The following is a 14,480-nucleotide window of genomic DNA, read 5'->3' on the forward strand; positions in this document are numbered from 1 at the left end:
CCAAAGTAGGAGCGTCAGACGGGGGATAGTCATGGTGAGGACGACCTGGGCGAACGTGCCCGGTCCGGTACGTCGTGCGTTAGAGGACGCGATCGGCGGCGAGGTGGTTTCGGCGTCGAGTCAGTCGGGCGGGTTCTCCTCTGGAGGAGCTGATCGGCTGGTGCTCGCAGGCGGGCGTCGTGTCTTCGCGAAGTCGATCAGTCGCGCGCGCAACATCGGCACGTTCGAGCTGCATCAGCGCGAGGCCGTGGTCGTCCGCGACCTGCCGGCGTCGGTCCCGGCCCCCGGTCTGGTCGGGATGGTCGAGCAGGACGACTGGGTAGTGGTGGCGTTCGAGGACGTGGACGGCCGACATCCCGAGTCGAGCGATTCGGCGGCCGTCCTCGACGCGTTGGCCGGCTTGCCTCGCGTCGATCACTCGACGCTTTCCCGCCTGTCGGACGAGCTCACCCCGGACGCCTCGAGCTGGGACCGCCTCGCCAACTCAGGAAGCGTGGGAGAACTCGACCCGTGGATCGGTGCCCACCTCGACCGCCTTTGGGAAGCCTCGGCGCGGCTTCCGCAAGTGGTCGAGGGAGAGCACCTGGTGCACCTGGACTGCCGCGCTGACAACGTCCTCATCGACACGAACTCGCGGGTGTGGCTGGTCGACTGGCCGTGGGCGTGCATCGGAGCACCCTGGTTCGACGGGGTGGCCTACCTTCTCGACGTCCTCGTGCGGAATCCGGACGGGAACGTAGAGGGACTTCTCGAGCACCCCTCCTTGCGCAGCGTCCCGGCGGACGCGATCGACTCGGTACTCGCCGGCCTCGCCGGCTCGTGGATCGAGACGTTGCGCGAACCTGCCCCAGAGGACATGCCGACCATCCGCGAGTTTCAGCGACGGGAAGCGACCGCTGCACTGCAGTGGCTCAGGCGCCGCTGGGTCTGAGGTGCGCCCGCTGCGCGATCCGCTGACTAGACCCGCGCCAACGGCGTAGCGCTTCATGCCAGAGCCACTGCGGCGTCCCGCGACCGGCGAGGATCCGTGGCGTGAGGATCAGCGTCGACGGCGAGCACTACTTACTTCTGCGGAGCGCCTTCTGGGACGAGACGTCGGTCGTCATCGGGGTCTACGGCTCCGCGGAGCGGGCCCGGGAAGCAGCACGGGACATGGCAGGCGCACCGCCTGGACCTGACCGGTGGGTCCTCGAAGCGTGGAGCGGTGGCGAACGGCGCAGCAGCGTCCAGCTCGACTGACGCTCGGGCAGCGTGCCGAGGGCTCTACTGTGGCGGTGCGGTCGAGAAGTGGGGACTTCGCTGACGCCGCGCGCGACAGACCGGCGAGGGGCCGCCGGTGTCGCCCTGCTCTCGGCCGCCAGGCATAGCGCGGCCGAGAGCAGCACCCGCCGACTCGACGGCCCGCTGAGCGATCTCCTTACGGGACGGTCCCTAACGACGGGCTCCGATACATTCATCTCATGCCTGAGACGACCACCTCATCGACGATCACCTCTACGACGGTCGAACTGAGCTTGAATCTCGGGCCGAACGTGTCGATGAAGGCGCTCGGGTCAGCAGTTGACGATTTGACCCTCGTCCTCGAATTTGCCAGCGCGCTGCAACGCAACGCGAACCGAAGCGCAACCGTCAGCGCGCGCGTGTTGAGTAACTTTCGTCGCGCTGAGAACGAGGACCCGCGGGCAGCGAGGATCGACGTCAGTTCCTCGCCGGACGCAGTGGACTGGCAATCGATCGTGCTCGATCGGCTATACGCCGTATACCCGGGACAGCCTGTTCGCAGAGATGACCAGGATGGTCAGATCACTGTCCAGAGCCTGACTTACAACAACCCGCTTGAACTCGTGATTCTCGTCAGTGGGGGTGTCGTCGTGTGGGTGCTTCGTCTCCTCCGCGATTGGCCCGGACGCCGGCAACTCAACATCGCAGCCGCAAGCGAGTATCAGAGCCGCGCCATGTTCCGGAACAGTGTTCGCAGAGTTGTTCTCCGAGAGTTGGAGTCTGGGCAGGTTCCGGTCACCCCGGAGTTGGTGGAGAAATTGCTTACCGATGACGTCACCGATGCGATTGGGTCGCTGGGTGACGGGCCTCTGGAGATTCGCGGCCTCCCGTCAGGTCCCTCGGCCTCGGGATCGAACAGCGACGACTGAGCTCCCAGCCTTGGCGCCGGCGTAGTTGTCAGTTCTCGAGGTCGTCCAACAACGAGCGCGCCTCCCTAGGCTGGGCGCATGTGTGGTCGGTTCGTCGTCAAGGACTCCACGGCGGCTCTGCTGCCGGATCTCGTCTCGGCCGGCTTCGGGGGTCTGCGGCCGAACTACAACGTGGCGCCGACGTCGCCGGTGACCGTCGTGCGGGAGCGCGACGGGGAGCGGTCGGCGCCGACCGTGCATTGGGGTTTCGTGCCGGTGTGGGCGAAGGACTTCAAGAAGCAGCGGCCGCAGCCGATCAACGCGCGGATCGAGACGGTCGCGAGCTCGCCCATGTTCCGGAAGGCGTTCGCGACGTCGCGGGTGCTGATCCCGGCGGCCGGCTACTACGAGTGGACGGTCACCGAGACGGGGAAGCAGCCGCACTTCATCTACGAGCCCGACGCGGCCCTCGCGATGGCGGGCATTGTCTCGGCCTGGCCGGACCCGTCGAATGCGGAGGACGATCCGGAGAAGTGGCGGCTGTCGACGGCGATCATCACCCGCGACTCGCATGTGGCGCCGGGTGAGGTTCACGACCGGATGCCGGCGTGCATCACGCCGGACGGTTACGACGACTGGCTCGGCGGGCACCTCGACGTCGACGCGCCGATGCAGCTCCTTGACCGGGAGTCGTTCGCGGTCGCGCACGACCTCGAGCACTACGAGGTGTCCCGCGACGTGAACAGCGTCCGCAACAACGGACCGCACCTACTCGACCCGCTCCCTCAGCAAGTCAGCGACCTGTCGAATGCGAGCCGTCCGTCATGACCGGCTGGCTCATCGCACTCAACGTGTACGCCGTAGGGGCGAGCGTCTGGGGGCTGATACGACTCGCCGTAGGCGCGCAGAAGGAGGCGCGCCGGATCGATCTGGAGGCCAACGATCCGGTTGACCCCGCTGCAGTGTCTGAGTTTTTTCCCATCGAGCTGATTCAGGAGCTGCGCGGCGCTGACGCCCTCCTCGACTCCGTGAAGAGAGCGGCGACGTCGGGCCCTGCGATCGCATGGCGGGACGTGCTCATTCTCGGTTCTGCTGTCGTGGCCGGAGGAGCCGCGAACATCATTCCTCTGGTATGGACAGTCGACCCGCTGTTCGGATAGTCGATCCAAGCCGCTCGGCAACTGTCTGTGGGCAGTACGCCCGCAAGAGGTACCTCATACGGGACGATGGCGGACAGAGCTCTCCTGCACCCAGCAGGTCTGTGCTTTTTCGGGCTAGCGGCTGGGCCGGCGACTACTTCGCCGGGCCGTGAAGGATGGAGGTCAGCCGGTCTGCGGGCGCATCGCTCGGGCCGAGGAGCGTGATGTAGATCAGGACCGCGCAGAGCACGGTCACGACCAGGATCACGAAGACTCCGGCACGGATGAGCGCCGCGGCGGCGGGCTTGTCCTTCTTCAGCCACCCGAGCAGCAGGTTCAGGTCAATCACAAGGACCTCCACTGGGTGCGAGCGCGCGGGCGCGCTCTGTTGTGGTCGCGCTGGGGGCGCGACGATCCCTGCACCGCCAAGAGGGGTGCAAGGAAGGAGGGGGCCAGGAGAGCGGGGTCTGCTCAATCCGGGCATGAAAAAAGCCGACACGAGGGCCGGCGGGCAGAGAACTGGAAGGCGGGTTCAGTTTACGCGACAGGCGCGGGCAGAGTTCTTCCGATTCGGACTCAGCTTAGGCGTTCGATCGCAACTGGCCTAGGAAGCGCGAAAGCCGGCACGAGGGCCGGCAGGCATGGCTGTTCCATGCGGGGTCAGTCTACCTTTTCGACCCCGCTAGCGGAGCAGCTGGACGGGGACACCGGCGGCGACGTCCTCCCCCTCGATGGTGGCGAAACCCGTGACGGAGCGGATCGTGTCGACGCCGAGTGAGGAGTCCGGGAACCGGGCGACGAGGGAGGCGCCGCGGTCGGTGACGTGGGTGGCGTCGTAGTTGGTTTGGGTGACGTTCTCGAACTCGAAGACGAACGCCTTCGTCTCCTCGTCGGAGAGGCGGACGCCGAAGTGCTTCACCAGGGCGCCATCGGCGCCGGTGAGCTCGATTCCGTAGGTGAACCACTCTGCCGGCTGTCCCGGCCCGATCGGGTCGCCCAGAGTGAAGGTCGCGGTGATCACGGAGGTGTCGGCGGCGACATGAACGGCCAGCAGCTCGCGAGGCGTCGGGATGCTCATGGGCTCACCCTAGAACCGCGTCGGCTTCGTGGACACGTCCAGGGTCCGGTGGGAGGGTGGGCGCATGTTGAAGCCTCGGACCAAGCTCGCGCGTGCTGCGCTGATCAGCAACGGCATGGTGTGGTTTGGGCTGTCGTTCATGCTCTTCGCGATCGCCGGTGAGCAGACCTACGCGGCGTTCACCGGTGAGTGGTTCAACGTGCTCGGCTGGTTCCTGCTCGTCGCGGTGGCGATCGGTCTGGCCGTCGTCGGAGTGATCGAGAATCGGAACATCCGGGCGGGGAAGAAGTACAAGCCGCGACCCCGCCGCTGATCGCTACTCGGCTGCAGCCTCGGCGGACACGACGGCGCGGGCGCGCTCGATGTAGCTGAGGCCGGCGGCGCGCAGCGCGTCGACCGTCATCTTGCGCTCCTCCCTGGGGGCTCCGATGACGGGCAGTGGCGTGGTGAGCAGGGCGACGTCGCGCAGGTCGTGCGCGAGGTCTTCGTCGTAGATCCCGGTGTCGCGGTCAGCGAGGTCCACGACCTTGATGCCGGTCGTGAGACCTCGGGTGGTGAGGGTGTCGCGGACGACGGTGAGGTAGGCGTCTTGGTACGCGGCGACGTCGCGGTCCCAAACCTCGGTGATGGCGCGGGAGAGCCGTTCCGTCGCGCGGTACAGGTCGTACCGGGGGTCGCCTGCGTCCTTGGCGCGGTTGAGGACTGCGTGGTGGATCTCTCCGAGCTGCTCGTACTGCTCGGCGCTCAGGGAGCCGGCGGTGGACATTTCGGCGGCGAACGCTGCGATCCGGGCTGTCTCTTCGGCGGTGGTGTGTTCTTGCGTCATCGCCGCCGTGTCGACGTCGGTGCTGGCGAAGAGGTCGATCTGGTCTTGGTCGGCGAGGGCGAGGAGCCCGAAGTCCTCGAGGTCGGATTCTGCTGAGACGACGACGCTGACGGGAGTGGTGCGCCATGCCAGGGTCCGGTGGCCGCGAGCATCTTGCTGGGCGAAGTGCTGCTCGAGCATCGCGGGGAAGCAGCCGCAGTCCTCATGCTCGTCGTGGTGGTGGCCGATGCAGCGGTCGTCGGCGCAGCCGCACGCGTCGCCGGCCCACTCTGCGATGGAGGGCGAGCCGTGCTCGCGCGCCCATTCGTCAGGGTCGATTTCCTGGGCGCGGAGGGTGCTGATCACGTCGGGGTAGAGCTTCATCGTTGGTGTCCTGTCTGATGAGGCGCGACGGCCGGCGGTCGCGACGGGGGCGAGCGCGTCAATCGTCGCATCCGGCCATGACACTGGCTGTGCTGCTGTGGTGCGAGGCCCTGGGGTCGAGGGGATTCTCCCTCCCCTGTGGGCCGGCCCGGTCGGGGTCGGGACGTTACGCGTCAGATCTGGCCGGAGCGGTGTGGGAGCGGATGGCATAGACGAGGCCGCCGATGATCAGCCCCAACGACACGATCAGCAGCGCTGTGAGGAACCAGCTCGGGTTGATTACGGCGAGTACGTCACCGGAGCCCAATTGCTCATAAGTGCACCTGAGGCCGAGCGGCCACAGTGAAGCGCCTGCCAGGGTCTCCGTTTCCACGCCGGGAAAGAGAACGCCGTACCAGGCGTAACAGGTCTCGGTGCCGTTTCTGACCTGGCCGTAGAGCTCGAAGATCAAGACCAGGAGCCCAGCGACTCCGGCTCCGATCGACACTTTCGGTCCGGTCGTCACGAAGGGTGCCCCTCTGCCATCACTGCGGTTTTCGCGTCCGTAGCCTAGCCACCGGTGAGAGCACAGGCAGGACGCGGGCTCTCGACGGGGGGTCGAGGGGGTTCTCCCCCTCGTTCGGGCCGGCCCGTTTCGGGTCGGCCCGCGCACGCGCTCAGAGCGCGAGCGTGTGGAGGATGAGGGTCGTGGAGCCGATGGGCTTTCCGAAGTCGGTGTAGTCGAGGGTCGCGCGGCGGTTGCTGATGAGGTCGAGGGCGATCAGTTCTTCCTCGGACTCGTCCGTCATGTCGCCGGGCTCCTCGTCCCATTCGCGCAGCACCTGGCGGTCGGCGTCGAGGACTTTCCACAGTCCCCAGACGTGGGCGATGGGGCCGGTCGTCTCGTATGTGAAGACGAGGGCGGTCGCGGTGGGCCAGCCGTAGGCGGCCGCGGCGACGATCAGCGCTCGCGCTGCGGCGGCGGTCGCGTCGGCGTCCCCGGACGCGGCCGCGGCGTCGACGGCGACCTCGGCCGCTCGCAGCGTCGGGTCCTCCTGGTACGGGTCGAAGCGGTGGGCGGGGCGGGTCATGGTGGTCGTGGTGGTCATGGTCGGGCCTTCCTGTGCAGCAGTGGGAGAAGAGGAGGAGGGGCGGGGACCGGCGCGAGCCGGTCCCCGCCGGGAGGGGCTAGCTGAGCCCTGCGGCGTCGGCGGGGGTGCTGTCGCCGGTGACGACCTGCTCGACCGGGGAGAGCGCGTAACCCCAGGCCGCGAGCTGGCGGAAGTGCTCGGCCGTGCGCTCGTCGCCGCGGCGCCAGGACTCCTTGCTCGTGTGCGCCTCCTGGCCTCCGAGGACGACGGCCAGCGCGACCAGGCGGGCCTTCGCGGGATTCGCCTCGACCAGCGCAGCGAGAGCGTCCGCGCGGTAGCCGGAGGGGCGCTCGATGCGCAGCAGCGCGTGCGCGAGGTCGCTGCCGCCCGTCATCCCGGAGGACACCGCGAACCGGTGAGTGGTGAGGCCGAGAGCGATGACGCGGTCCGCGTCCTTGGGGAGGGTTTTGCGGGCGAGGAACGTCGCGATCCACTCGCGGCGCACCTTCTCGGCCGCGTTCCACGCCTTGTTGTTGGCGATGAGGACCTTCCGCTCCGCGGACTTCTCGGCGCGCTCCTCCTCGGCTTCCTCCTCGGTCTGCGGCTGCTCGGGGGCTCCGTAGGCGTAGGTGAATCCGGCGGCGGTGGGGTCCTGAACCAGGAGCGTGACCTCGACCTCGCCGCGCCAGCTGGTGTCGATGAGCACTCCGCGGCCGGGAGCGGCGGCGACCTGCTCGGGGGTGACGCTCTTCCCGTCCTCGCCGCGCAGCTGCCGCACCGGCGTCCACGTCGCTGCGTCGCCGTAGGCGTCGGAGCGGGTGAGGATCTGGAAGCCGTTGCCGGTGTACTCGGCGGCGGTCGCCGCGAGGAGCGCCTGGTGCGCGGCCTCGTCGCGGAGGGTCTGCGCGGTGTGCTCGAACTGGGCCGGGTCGTGTATGGCGACCTCGATCAAGGTCGCGCGGGCGTCGGCGTCGTCCTCGAACTCCAACAGCACCGCCGCCTGGTCCAGGGTCAGCTCGTGCTCGTGCAGCACGGACGTGACGGTCGCGGACTCCGCGACCGCGAGCCCCTTCTTCACCGCGTCGGTCTTGGTGCCGGTGCGCTTGGCGATCGCTGCGGCGGTGACGCCCTCGAACGCGAGCTGTGCCCACGCGGCGGTGCGGTCCGCGAGCGAGAGTTCGGCGCGCTGGTCGTTCTCGATGATCTGCTGCACGATCCGGTCCGCGGTCGTCTCGTCGCCCTCCACGACGTAGACCGGGATCGTGGGCACTCCCGCCTCGCGGGCGGCGAGGGTGCGGCGCTGTCCGGCGCGGACGATGACGTTGCCGTGCCCGTCGCGACGGGCGAGGACCGGGGTGATGACGCCGTTCTCGCGGATCGACGCGATGAAGTCCTTCGTCAGCGGGGCGCTGGTGCGGACGTTCGCCTCGATCACGAGGGTGGTCGGGTCGATGTGCTGAACGGTCCCGGTTCCGGTGGTGATAGTCACGATGGTTTCTCCTCAATCGGTGTGCGACCATGAAGGTGACGAGTCCCGTGGTTCTAAGCCAACTACGGGGCTTTTGTCGTCTTCCTGATCGTTTTTCTTTGCCTCTCCGGCGAGTGAAAACCAATTGAGTGGAGTCGGCGGAGTGACGGCTCTCTCGGGCGAAATAAGGGAGCGTGCGACCGCGTCCGAGAGAGACGGCACGCAGCCGGCGGAGCGAGATAGGTTGAAACCGCGGAGAGGTGAAGAATCTCAATCAGGTTGTCAACAGCGCCGCAGGCTCCATCAGCCGGCTCCGTCCGGCCGGGTTTGCCCGGCCCACGGCCTGAGGCGGTGACCTCGTGCGCCCGCTGGCACGCTGCGTACGAACCAAAAGCTGGTCGCCCTCGAAGAAGCCACGGCGTGCTTGACTGAGCTGCGGATCCGCGGGATCCGGACGGGGGACCCAGGGGAATGAAGCGAATCAGAGACATCCTGAGCAAGTTGCTGAGGCGCAGGCAGGATCCGCTGCCGATGGATCCGTTCGGAGAGCCCGGTGGGCCAGTGGCGACGAGGCAAACTGCCGACTCGGTTGCTCTCAACCAACTGCCGATCAATCAGGCGCGAGCAAACCTCTAACTGGTTCTGCATGCGGGCCTGCCCGCTGCTGGTGGAACCGCTGGACGGAGCAAATATGGGGCACATGAGCGTTGCATTTGAGGGTCTGCTCGGGCTGGACTACCACCAGATACTTTTGAACAGTCAGCTCTACGACGACGTGATTTACGACGAAGCGTTCGAAGGTAGCTCGAACGAACTCGTAGGGGCGTCCGCGCCAGGATCGTTGTGCTTGATGACCGGCTCTGCCACGGGCTATCTCCGCGTTCGCGTCGTCGTCTCGGACAGAGAGCCGGAACTTGGAACGTGGGAAGACATCATCGAGGTGCCGTTCGAGCCAAAGACCTCGACACTGAGCTTGATGAGCCTGTTCCCGGATGTCACCTACCCGTCTCCGCTCGTCCACACCATGGTGAGGTTCGAACTTGCCGGAGGTAGCTACCGCGCTCGCTGGTCAATCAGAGGTTTCCAAGCAGCATGGGACCTCGTCAGCGACGGCCCAACGCCGGACGAGTATCAGCTTGATCTCTGGCCTGCTCCCCCCGTTTCCGAGTCGGTCCGTCGTCGGAGTGGCACCATCGGCTGAACCCGGGGAACCGAGGATCGTGCCGCTAGCCGGCGAGTGCGGCGCCCGACGACGCGTGTAGCGGCACCGTGGACGACATAGTCAGCGACACTTTCTTCCCCGGAGGCGCGGGAGGCGAATAGGGGCGATCGTCTCGGAACATCGCCCAAATGACGTCGATGCGGCGCCGCGCAAGAGCGAGAATGGCCTGCTTGTGCGACTTCCCCTCGGCACGTTTGCGGTCGTAGAAGACTCGTGACTCGGTTTTCTGCTGCACGCTGACCATCGCTGCGAGGTAGCAGGCGCGCAGCAGCCGTCTGTCGTACCGGCGTGGCCGGTGGTGATTGCTGCTGATCTTGCCCGAGTCACGGGGCGCCGGGGCGAGGCCGGCAACGCCGGCGAGCCGGTCGGCGCTGACGTAGATGCTGAGGTCAGCGCCGGTCGATGCGAGGAACTCGGCCGCGAGCAGCGGCCCGAAGCCCGGCATCGAGCGCAGGAGTTCGGCGGCACGGCTGGTATCGACCCGGGCGGCGATGAGCTGGTCAATCTCCGCGATGCGACTTTCGAGGGCGATGACATCGAGTGCGAGTCTGCGGGCGAGTTCCGCTGCGATCGCCTGGCCCGGGAGCACGCTCTGCTGGCTCTTCGCGGCCGCGACTGCGGTGGTGGCAGTCGCGACCGCGGTCCGACAGCCTTGCGCGCGAAGCCACCGGGCCAGGCGCGACTCCCCCATCTTCCGGATCGCGTCCGGCGTGGCATAACCAGTGAGCAAGAGGAGCGAGGCGCGGCTGGCGGAGTAGTTGAAGGCTCGCTCGAGCGCGGGGAAGTACTCGAGCAGGTGCCCGCGAAGCCTGTTGATGGCCCGGGTCCGGTCGCAGACAAGGTCCTTCCGGTGCGCGGTCAGCGCGCGCAGCTCGATCCGGGTCTCATCCGCGACGCTCAGCAGTTGCAGGTCCCGGCGCATCCGCGCCTGGTCGGCGATGATCGCCGCGTCCTTCGCGTCGGTCTTCCCATCACCCCGGTACGCCTTCGCCGCGTGATGCACGGCATGGCCGGGGATGTAGACGACTGGCAGGTTGTGAGCGGCGAGAAGGCCGAGGATCAGTGCCGCTCCCCCACTACTGAGATCGATCGCCCACAGGCATTCCGCGCCGGCTGCGAGGTCCGTGACGGCAGCGATCAGCTCGAGTAGCGCCGCCTCGTCGTTGGCGACACGGGCGGAGTAGAGCTTGACGCCGTCGGCGTCGATAACGACGCAGTGATGGTGTCCCTTCCCCGCGTCGATTCCAGCCCAGATTTGCGGCATGGCCGCTCCCTTCGCAACGTCAGGTGGTGGTGATGGTCGCGCCGACTTTTCCTTACGCAGCGATCTGGTTGCTTCTCTCAATTAGCGGTCGAACCATCGGGTGGACGGCGGGCGGCCATTCTTCACGAGCCGTCACAGCGGCGAAAACCACAGAGCCATACCCGCCGTCCTCGGACGATCGACACACTACGACTGCACCGAAACCGCCCGAGCAACAAGGTAAGGAAAACCTAGAAACGCGCCGCGCAGCGGCTCCCGCCGGCGGTGCTCCGTCACCGCTGCGCGAGCGCAGCTCGCGCCCCCGACCGGGGAGACGGGTGTGGCCTTCGCCGTCTACGCGACCGCGGTTCCGTCCAGCGCGAGACTGCGGCCTGTGGCACTGTGTGCAGATGATGATGTGGCGTGAGACGGCATCAGCCGAAGCGCAAGAGGATCTCGACGGCCTTCTCGATCTGACGATGACTCGCGCCGTTGAGGCTCTCGGAAAGCGCGGCGAGCTCGGCCCGTTCTCCGCCTCGATCGACACCGACGGGCGCAGCGTTCTGAGCATGGTGGAGCCGGAGCCGGGTCGCGGGAACAACTCGTCCCAGGCGGACCTCGACGAGCTCCGGCGTGCCAGCAGAGAGAACCGGCAGTCGTTACGGGCGGTCGCGTACGTCAGCGTGGTCACGATCAGCGGGAGCGGTGACGCCATCCGAGTCGAGTCGGAACATCGGGAAGGCATCGCGCTGGTGGTCCTGGTTCCCTACACCCGACTTCGTCTCCGCAAGCAACTGAAGCTCGGCGAGATGCGCCTGCAGGCCGGCGTAGCCGACATCTGGGCGCCAAAGGTCTGACTTCCTCGCGACCGATCACCACGTATGACCGCGTGTCCCACGAGGAACGCGATGCCGAGCGCGAACCAGGCCAGTAACCAGACGAGCAAAGGACCTGCCGCGTAGCGGCTCCCGCCGGCGGTGCTCCGTCTCCGCTGCGCGTGCGGAGCTCGCGCCCCGCCTCCGGCGGGACACCGGGGAGCGCGAGGGGGTCACCCCTCGTGGCCGGCCCGAAGGCCGGCCCCTCCCCCGCGCTACTCGGCGGGCGTCAGGAACGCGATCAACGCGACGGCCTCGGCGCTGCCGTCGTCGTAGACAGGCATCCCGCCGGGTCCACACTCCCCCGGCAGTCCGAGCGTGTTGCGGGTGTGCGTGAGAATCTCCGCGTCGGTCGCGGTGGCGTTCTCCGGGTCCTCGTCGCGGCTGGTCGCGAGGATGAGGGCGAGCTGCTCGGCCGTGGCGCGGCCGGTGTCGGTGCGGGTCATGGTGTGGTCCTCTCAGCGGTTCAGGAACGGGGCGACGCGGCGGATCGCTGCGCGGCGGGCGTGGGCGACGCAGTGGCGGAACGAGCCGCTGGTGATGCCGTGCAGCTGGTCGGAGTGCCACGCCTCCCAGACGCCGGACTTGCGGCGGGTGACGTGCACCGAGGGCGTCGTCTGGGGGTCGGTGCCCACGACGCGGACGTCGACCGCGCGGGTGTTCGCGAGCGTGAGGTAGGTCTTCGCGGTGGTCTGCAAGTCGGTGGCGGTCTGCATGGTGTGGGTGCTCCCTCTGGCTGATCGTTTTTCTTTGCCTCTCCGGCGGGGAAAACCGTTTGAGTGGAGACGGCGCAGTGACACCGGTAGCGGGCGAAATAAGCCCGCAGGGCGCGTCCGATAGCGGTGGCACGGAGCCGGTGGAGCGAAATAGGTTGAAACCGCGGAGAGGTGAAGAAAACAGGTGGAACGGGCCGCATCGCGGCCTCCGACCCGCGGCGCTCCGTCGCCGCTGCGCGAGCCGGCTTGTGCCCGACGAAGGCTGGGAGCCGGCTACAGGACGGTGTCGGCGCCGAGGATGCGGCGGAGTCGCTGGCCGCTGTCGCGGATGCGTGTCTTGACCGTTCCCAGCGGCAGCTGAAGCGCGTGGGCTATCTCGGTGTGGCTGAAGCCCTGCACGTAGGCGAGGAACAGGATCTCGTGATGGATCAAGGGAAGCGCGCGGATCGCTGCGACTGCGGCGGCGTAGTCCAGTCGGACTTGAGCCCGCGCTTCCACGTCGGCCTCCGGCTCGGTGGAGAGTGCTGCGTACTCGTGGTCCCGCTGGCGGGACGCCTCCGCGGAGCGGACTCTGTCGATCGCTCGTCGTCGGGCCATGCGCATGAGGAGGTGACCCGAGGCTTGAGCGGGGTCAAAGGTCGCCGCTCGCTGCCACACCTCCAGGAACACCTCTTGCGTCACCTCGCGGGACTGCTCGGGGTCGCGAAGGACGCCTCTGATGACCCTGTACACATCGCGGGCAATCAGGTCGTGAAGGTCTGAGAATGCACGGGTGTCGCCCTCGGCGATCCTCGCTATGAGGAGACGAACGGCCGCCTCGACGTCGTCCTTCATGCTGCGCTCCGGCGGTACGGCGAGCTCGCCAGGCGAGGTCGAGCGATTGGCAGCACGTCTTCTGTTCGAAGCGGACAGGGACGACGGATGTTTCTCTGCCCTATGAAGGCAGACCGAGGGCGTCGCCCTCGGCTCACGGCGGACGGTGGTCGCGCCTTGACGGGATCCGGAGGCTGGCCGTCGTCGCTACCTCAAGTAAGGCAAGAGCTGAAGGAAGACGGTCCGCGCGATGACCTGGCGCAACTCGTTGAGGAGTTGCACGATGTCCTGCCCGTGTGCTGGCGAGTCGGGCTCATCGACAACGAAGTGAGATTCGGTCGAAATGGCGACGGAGCCGAGGTCGGAGTCGTTTCTCCAAGCCATGATGACGTCCGTACCGATGCCGTCCACGCGCGCCATGCTGATCGTCATCTCGGACACATAGGGCATGTAGCCCGGTGAGACGCTGCGTGTACCGGAGGCAGCGGTTGAGAGGACATCGGAGCGGTGTCGGGTTGTGCGCGACAGGTCATCGAACCGAGCGAGCAGGTGCTGATCGGGGTTGCTCGGAGCCATTGCCCAAGGCTGAATTCTCATGATCTCGGCTTGCGCACCGGCAGGCAACAGGCTGATGCCGACGACCGGGCCCTTCGGCTGCCTTGTGGAGGTCGGGAACGTCACGCTCTTCTTCTGCGCTGCGGTCAACTGGCCCTGCTCGTGCAGAGCCAGGGCCTGCGCGAGCTGCTCGAGCACGGCGCTGAAGTGTTGAAGAACGTCCTGCACGAGGTCGCGCGCTCTGTCGGGCACACCTTCGGTGACACGAAGCTGGATCTCGGTCCACGCTCCCTTCTCCACACGATGGACCGTGACCGCGCGTGCATGCCACGCGTGGAACACCTCGACGAGCTCTTCGTACGCCTTCACCGCTCGGCCGTACCGGCGCATGAAACTCGCGTCTGCGAACTCCAGCTGCTGCGCGGCGAGCACTGCCTTCCAATCCGACCCACTCCTGACCATCGAAGCCCCCTGAACATGACCTCTCGATCCGAGAGTGGGCAAGACGATACAACGTCTGTGTGCACAGGCTGACGGTGACGTACTCAGCGCGCAAGGAAGGAAGGGGACAACCGCGGCAGCGCTGAGGACCCTGTCCGTGAGGAAACTGGCACACCGGACGCGCGCGGATTCGGCATCAACGGTGGTGCGCAGCAGCGCGGTGACGAGCGCCGCGGCGATCGCGGAAGTGCGCGCAGCGATCCCGGAGGATCACGTCATCCTCTACGTGCTCCGGATCGCGGACGGCTCGGAGTAGGGGCTCAGACCGTTCCGGCGAGGAGTGCGACGGCCGCTGCGGAGAAGAGAACAACGGCCGCCAGGAGAGCGCCGCGGGCCCGGGCGCGCTTGTCCACCGCGACCTCGGACACCTGCGCGGAGTGGAGCTCGGAGTCGCGATAAAGCGGCACGACACCGGCGACGACGAGCGCGGCACCCGTCACGGCCAGCAGCAGAGCGATCCCGTCCCACATGCCGACCAACTT

20 protein-coding genes are annotated in these 14,480 nt (G+C 67.2%); 8 read left to right on the forward strand and 12 right to left on the reverse strand.

The genetic code is table 11. From position 1 onward, the window contains the following. Window positions 1–31 precede the first annotated feature (31 nt). The 5 genes from C5D44_RS06380 to C5D44_RS06400 all read left to right on the forward strand — a co-directional run bounded on the left by C5D44_RS06380 (window position 32) and on the right by C5D44_RS06400 (window position 3,289). Entirely contained in the window at window positions 32–931 is a 900-nt protein-coding gene (locus C5D44_RS06380) for a phosphotransferase (RefSeq protein ID WP_104281159.1), read from the forward strand. A 101-nt stretch (window positions 932–1,032) separates the two neighbouring features. Then, entirely contained in the window at window positions 1,033–1,239 is a 207-nt protein-coding gene (locus tag C5D44_RS06385) for a hypothetical protein (RefSeq protein WP_104281160.1), read from the forward strand. Window positions 1,240–1,460: 221 nt separating this feature from the next. Next, window positions 1,461–2,150, forward strand: a complete 690-nt coding sequence (locus C5D44_RS06390; RefSeq protein ID WP_104281161.1) for a hypothetical protein — start codon at window positions 1,461–1,463, stop codon at window positions 2,148–2,150. A 78-nt stretch (window positions 2,151–2,228) separates the two neighbouring features. Then, a complete protein-coding gene (locus tag C5D44_RS06395) occupies window positions 2,229–2,957 on the forward strand; it encodes an SOS response-associated peptidase (protein WP_104281162.1) in 729 nt (242 codons plus the stop codon). Continuing rightward, complete coding sequence (locus tag C5D44_RS06400) at window positions 2,954–3,289, forward strand: hypothetical protein (RefSeq protein ID WP_104273458.1); 336 nt, start codon at window positions 2,954–2,956, stop codon at window positions 3,287–3,289. Before C5D44_RS06395 ends, C5D44_RS06400 begins: the two co-directional genes overlap by 4 nt. A gap of 133 nt (window positions 3,290–3,422) precedes the next feature. On the opposite strand, the gene C5D44_RS06405 is transcribed toward C5D44_RS06400, so the two are convergent. Both C5D44_RS06405 and C5D44_RS06410 read right to left on the reverse strand, forming a co-directional pair. After that, window positions 3,423–3,617: a hypothetical protein gene (locus C5D44_RS06405; protein WP_104273459.1), complete on the reverse strand. Its 195-nt coding sequence runs from the start codon at window positions 3,615–3,617 to the stop codon at window positions 3,423–3,425. Between the two features lie 333 nt (window positions 3,618–3,950). Beyond that, window positions 3,951–4,346: a hypothetical protein gene (locus tag C5D44_RS06410; protein WP_104281163.1), complete on the reverse strand. Its 396-nt coding sequence runs from the start codon at window positions 4,344–4,346 to the stop codon at window positions 3,951–3,953. A 64-nt stretch (window positions 4,347–4,410) separates the two neighbouring features. Here C5D44_RS06410 and C5D44_RS17690 point away from each other — a divergent pair, with 64 nt between their 5' ends. Continuing rightward, window positions 4,411–4,659, forward strand: coding sequence for a hypothetical protein (locus tag C5D44_RS17690; protein WP_146087999.1), 249 nt, complete (start codon window positions 4,411–4,413; stop codon window positions 4,657–4,659). A gap of 3 nt (window positions 4,660–4,662) precedes the next feature. On the opposite strand, the gene C5D44_RS06415 is transcribed toward C5D44_RS17690, so the two are convergent. From C5D44_RS06415 to C5D44_RS06430, 4 genes are all read right to left on the reverse strand, one after another. Then, window positions 4,663–5,535: a hypothetical protein gene (locus C5D44_RS06415; protein ID WP_104281164.1), complete on the reverse strand. Its 873-nt coding sequence runs from the start codon at window positions 5,533–5,535 to the stop codon at window positions 4,663–4,665. Window positions 5,536–5,701: 166 nt separating this feature from the next. Then, window positions 5,702–6,040: a hypothetical protein gene (locus tag C5D44_RS06420; RefSeq protein WP_146079381.1), complete on the reverse strand. Its 339-nt coding sequence runs from the start codon at window positions 6,038–6,040 to the stop codon at window positions 5,702–5,704. A gap of 151 nt (window positions 6,041–6,191) precedes the next feature. Further along, window positions 6,192–6,623, reverse strand: a complete 432-nt coding sequence (locus C5D44_RS06425) for a hypothetical protein (RefSeq protein ID WP_104281165.1) — start codon at window positions 6,621–6,623, stop codon at window positions 6,192–6,194. Between the two features lie 79 nt (window positions 6,624–6,702). After that, window positions 6,703–8,094, reverse strand: a complete 1,392-nt coding sequence (locus tag C5D44_RS06430; RefSeq protein WP_181118461.1) for a ParB/RepB/Spo0J family partition protein — start codon at window positions 8,092–8,094, stop codon at window positions 6,703–6,705. A gap of 679 nt (window positions 8,095–8,773) precedes the next feature. Here C5D44_RS06430 and C5D44_RS06435 point away from each other — a divergent pair. Further along, window positions 8,774–9,274 carry a hypothetical protein gene (locus C5D44_RS06435; RefSeq protein ID WP_146085146.1) on the forward strand — a complete coding sequence of 167 codons (501 nt, stop codon included), beginning with the start codon at window positions 8,774–8,776 and terminating at the stop codon, window positions 9,272–9,274. 25 nt (window positions 9,275–9,299) lie between these two features. On the opposite strand, the gene C5D44_RS06440 is transcribed toward C5D44_RS06435, so the two are convergent. Then, window positions 9,300–10,559 (reverse strand): IS110 family transposase, encoded by a 1,260-nt coding sequence (locus tag C5D44_RS06440; RefSeq protein WP_104281168.1) that lies wholly within the window; start codon window positions 10,557–10,559, stop codon window positions 9,300–9,302. Between the two features lie 389 nt (window positions 10,560–10,948). On the opposite strand from C5D44_RS06440, the gene C5D44_RS06445 reads away from it, so the two are divergent. Beyond that, on the forward strand, window positions 10,949–11,395 hold the full coding sequence (locus tag C5D44_RS06445) for a hypothetical protein (RefSeq protein ID WP_104281169.1): 447 nt from the start codon (window positions 10,949–10,951) through the stop codon (window positions 11,393–11,395). 233 nt (window positions 11,396–11,628) lie between these two features. On the opposite strand, the gene C5D44_RS06450 is transcribed toward C5D44_RS06445, so the two are convergent. From C5D44_RS06450 to C5D44_RS06470, 5 genes are all read right to left on the reverse strand, one after another. Beyond that, on the reverse strand, window positions 11,629–11,859 hold the full coding sequence (locus C5D44_RS06450; RefSeq protein ID WP_104281170.1) for a hypothetical protein: 231 nt from the start codon (window positions 11,857–11,859) through the stop codon (window positions 11,629–11,631). A gap of 12 nt (window positions 11,860–11,871) precedes the next feature. Beyond that, entirely contained in the window at window positions 11,872–12,129 is a 258-nt protein-coding gene (locus C5D44_RS06455; RefSeq protein WP_104281171.1) for a hypothetical protein, read from the reverse strand. Window positions 12,130–12,402: 273 nt separating this feature from the next. Next, on the reverse strand, window positions 12,403–12,963 hold the full coding sequence (locus tag C5D44_RS06460) for a sigma-70 family RNA polymerase sigma factor (RefSeq protein ID WP_104281172.1): 561 nt from the start codon (window positions 12,961–12,963) through the stop codon (window positions 12,403–12,405). Window positions 12,964–13,149: 186 nt separating this feature from the next. Next, window positions 13,150–13,929 carry a hypothetical protein gene (locus tag C5D44_RS06465; protein WP_104281173.1) on the reverse strand — a complete coding sequence of 260 codons (780 nt, stop codon included), beginning with the start codon at window positions 13,927–13,929 and terminating at the stop codon, window positions 13,150–13,152. A 329-nt stretch (window positions 13,930–14,258) separates the two neighbouring features. Next, on the reverse strand, window positions 14,259–14,480 hold a 222-nt coding region (locus tag C5D44_RS06470; protein ID WP_219815327.1), incomplete at its 5' end, for a hypothetical protein.

This window comes from Rathayibacter sp. AY1B5 (assembly GCF_002932795.1).
Lineage (GTDB): Bacteria > Actinomycetota > Actinomycetes > Actinomycetales > Microbacteriaceae > Rathayibacter.

Bases quoted from the DNA above. Each gene is read 5' to 3' on its own strand.
- C5D44_RS06425 (WP_104281165.1), bottom strand. From the start codon at position 6,623: ATGACCACCACGACCACCATGACCCGCCCCGCCCACCGCTTCGACCCG.
- C5D44_RS06410 (WP_104281163.1), bottom strand. From the start codon at position 4,346: ATGAGCATCCCGACGCCTCGCGAGCTGCTGGCCGTTCATGTCGCCGCC.
- C5D44_RS06440 (WP_104281168.1), bottom strand. From the start codon at position 10,559: ATGCCGCAAATCTGGGCTGGAATCGACGCGGGGAAGGGACACCATCAC.
- C5D44_RS06435 (WP_146085146.1), top strand. From the start codon at position 8,774: ATGAGCGTTGCATTTGAGGGTCTGCTCGGGCTGGACTACCACCAGATA.
- C5D44_RS06400 (WP_104273458.1), top strand. From the start codon at position 2,954: ATGACCGGCTGGCTCATCGCACTCAACGTGTACGCCGTAGGGGCGAGC.
- C5D44_RS06395 (WP_104281162.1), top strand. From the start codon at position 2,229: ATGTGTGGTCGGTTCGTCGTCAAGGACTCCACGGCGGCTCTGCTGCCG.
- C5D44_RS17690 (WP_146087999.1), top strand. From the start codon at position 4,411: ATGTTGAAGCCTCGGACCAAGCTCGCGCGTGCTGCGCTGATCAGCAAC.
- C5D44_RS06415 (WP_104281164.1), bottom strand. From the start codon at position 5,535: ATGAAGCTCTACCCCGACGTGATCAGCACCCTCCGCGCCCAGGAAATC.
- C5D44_RS06390 (WP_104281161.1), top strand. From the start codon at position 1,461: ATGCCTGAGACGACCACCTCATCGACGATCACCTCTACGACGGTCGAA.
- C5D44_RS06450 (WP_104281170.1), bottom strand. From the start codon at position 11,859: ATGACCCGCACCGACACCGGCCGCGCCACGGCCGAGCAGCTCGCCCTC.
- C5D44_RS06460 (WP_104281172.1), bottom strand. From the start codon at position 12,963: ATGAAGGACGACGTCGAGGCGGCCGTTCGTCTCCTCATAGCGAGGATC.
- C5D44_RS06455 (WP_104281171.1), bottom strand. From the start codon at position 12,129: ATGCAGACCGCCACCGACTTGCAGACCACCGCGAAGACCTACCTCACG.
- C5D44_RS06445 (WP_104281169.1), top strand. From the start codon at position 10,949: ATGATGATGTGGCGTGAGACGGCATCAGCCGAAGCGCAAGAGGATCTC.
- C5D44_RS06380 (WP_104281159.1), top strand. From the start codon at position 32: ATGGTGAGGACGACCTGGGCGAACGTGCCCGGTCCGGTACGTCGTGCG.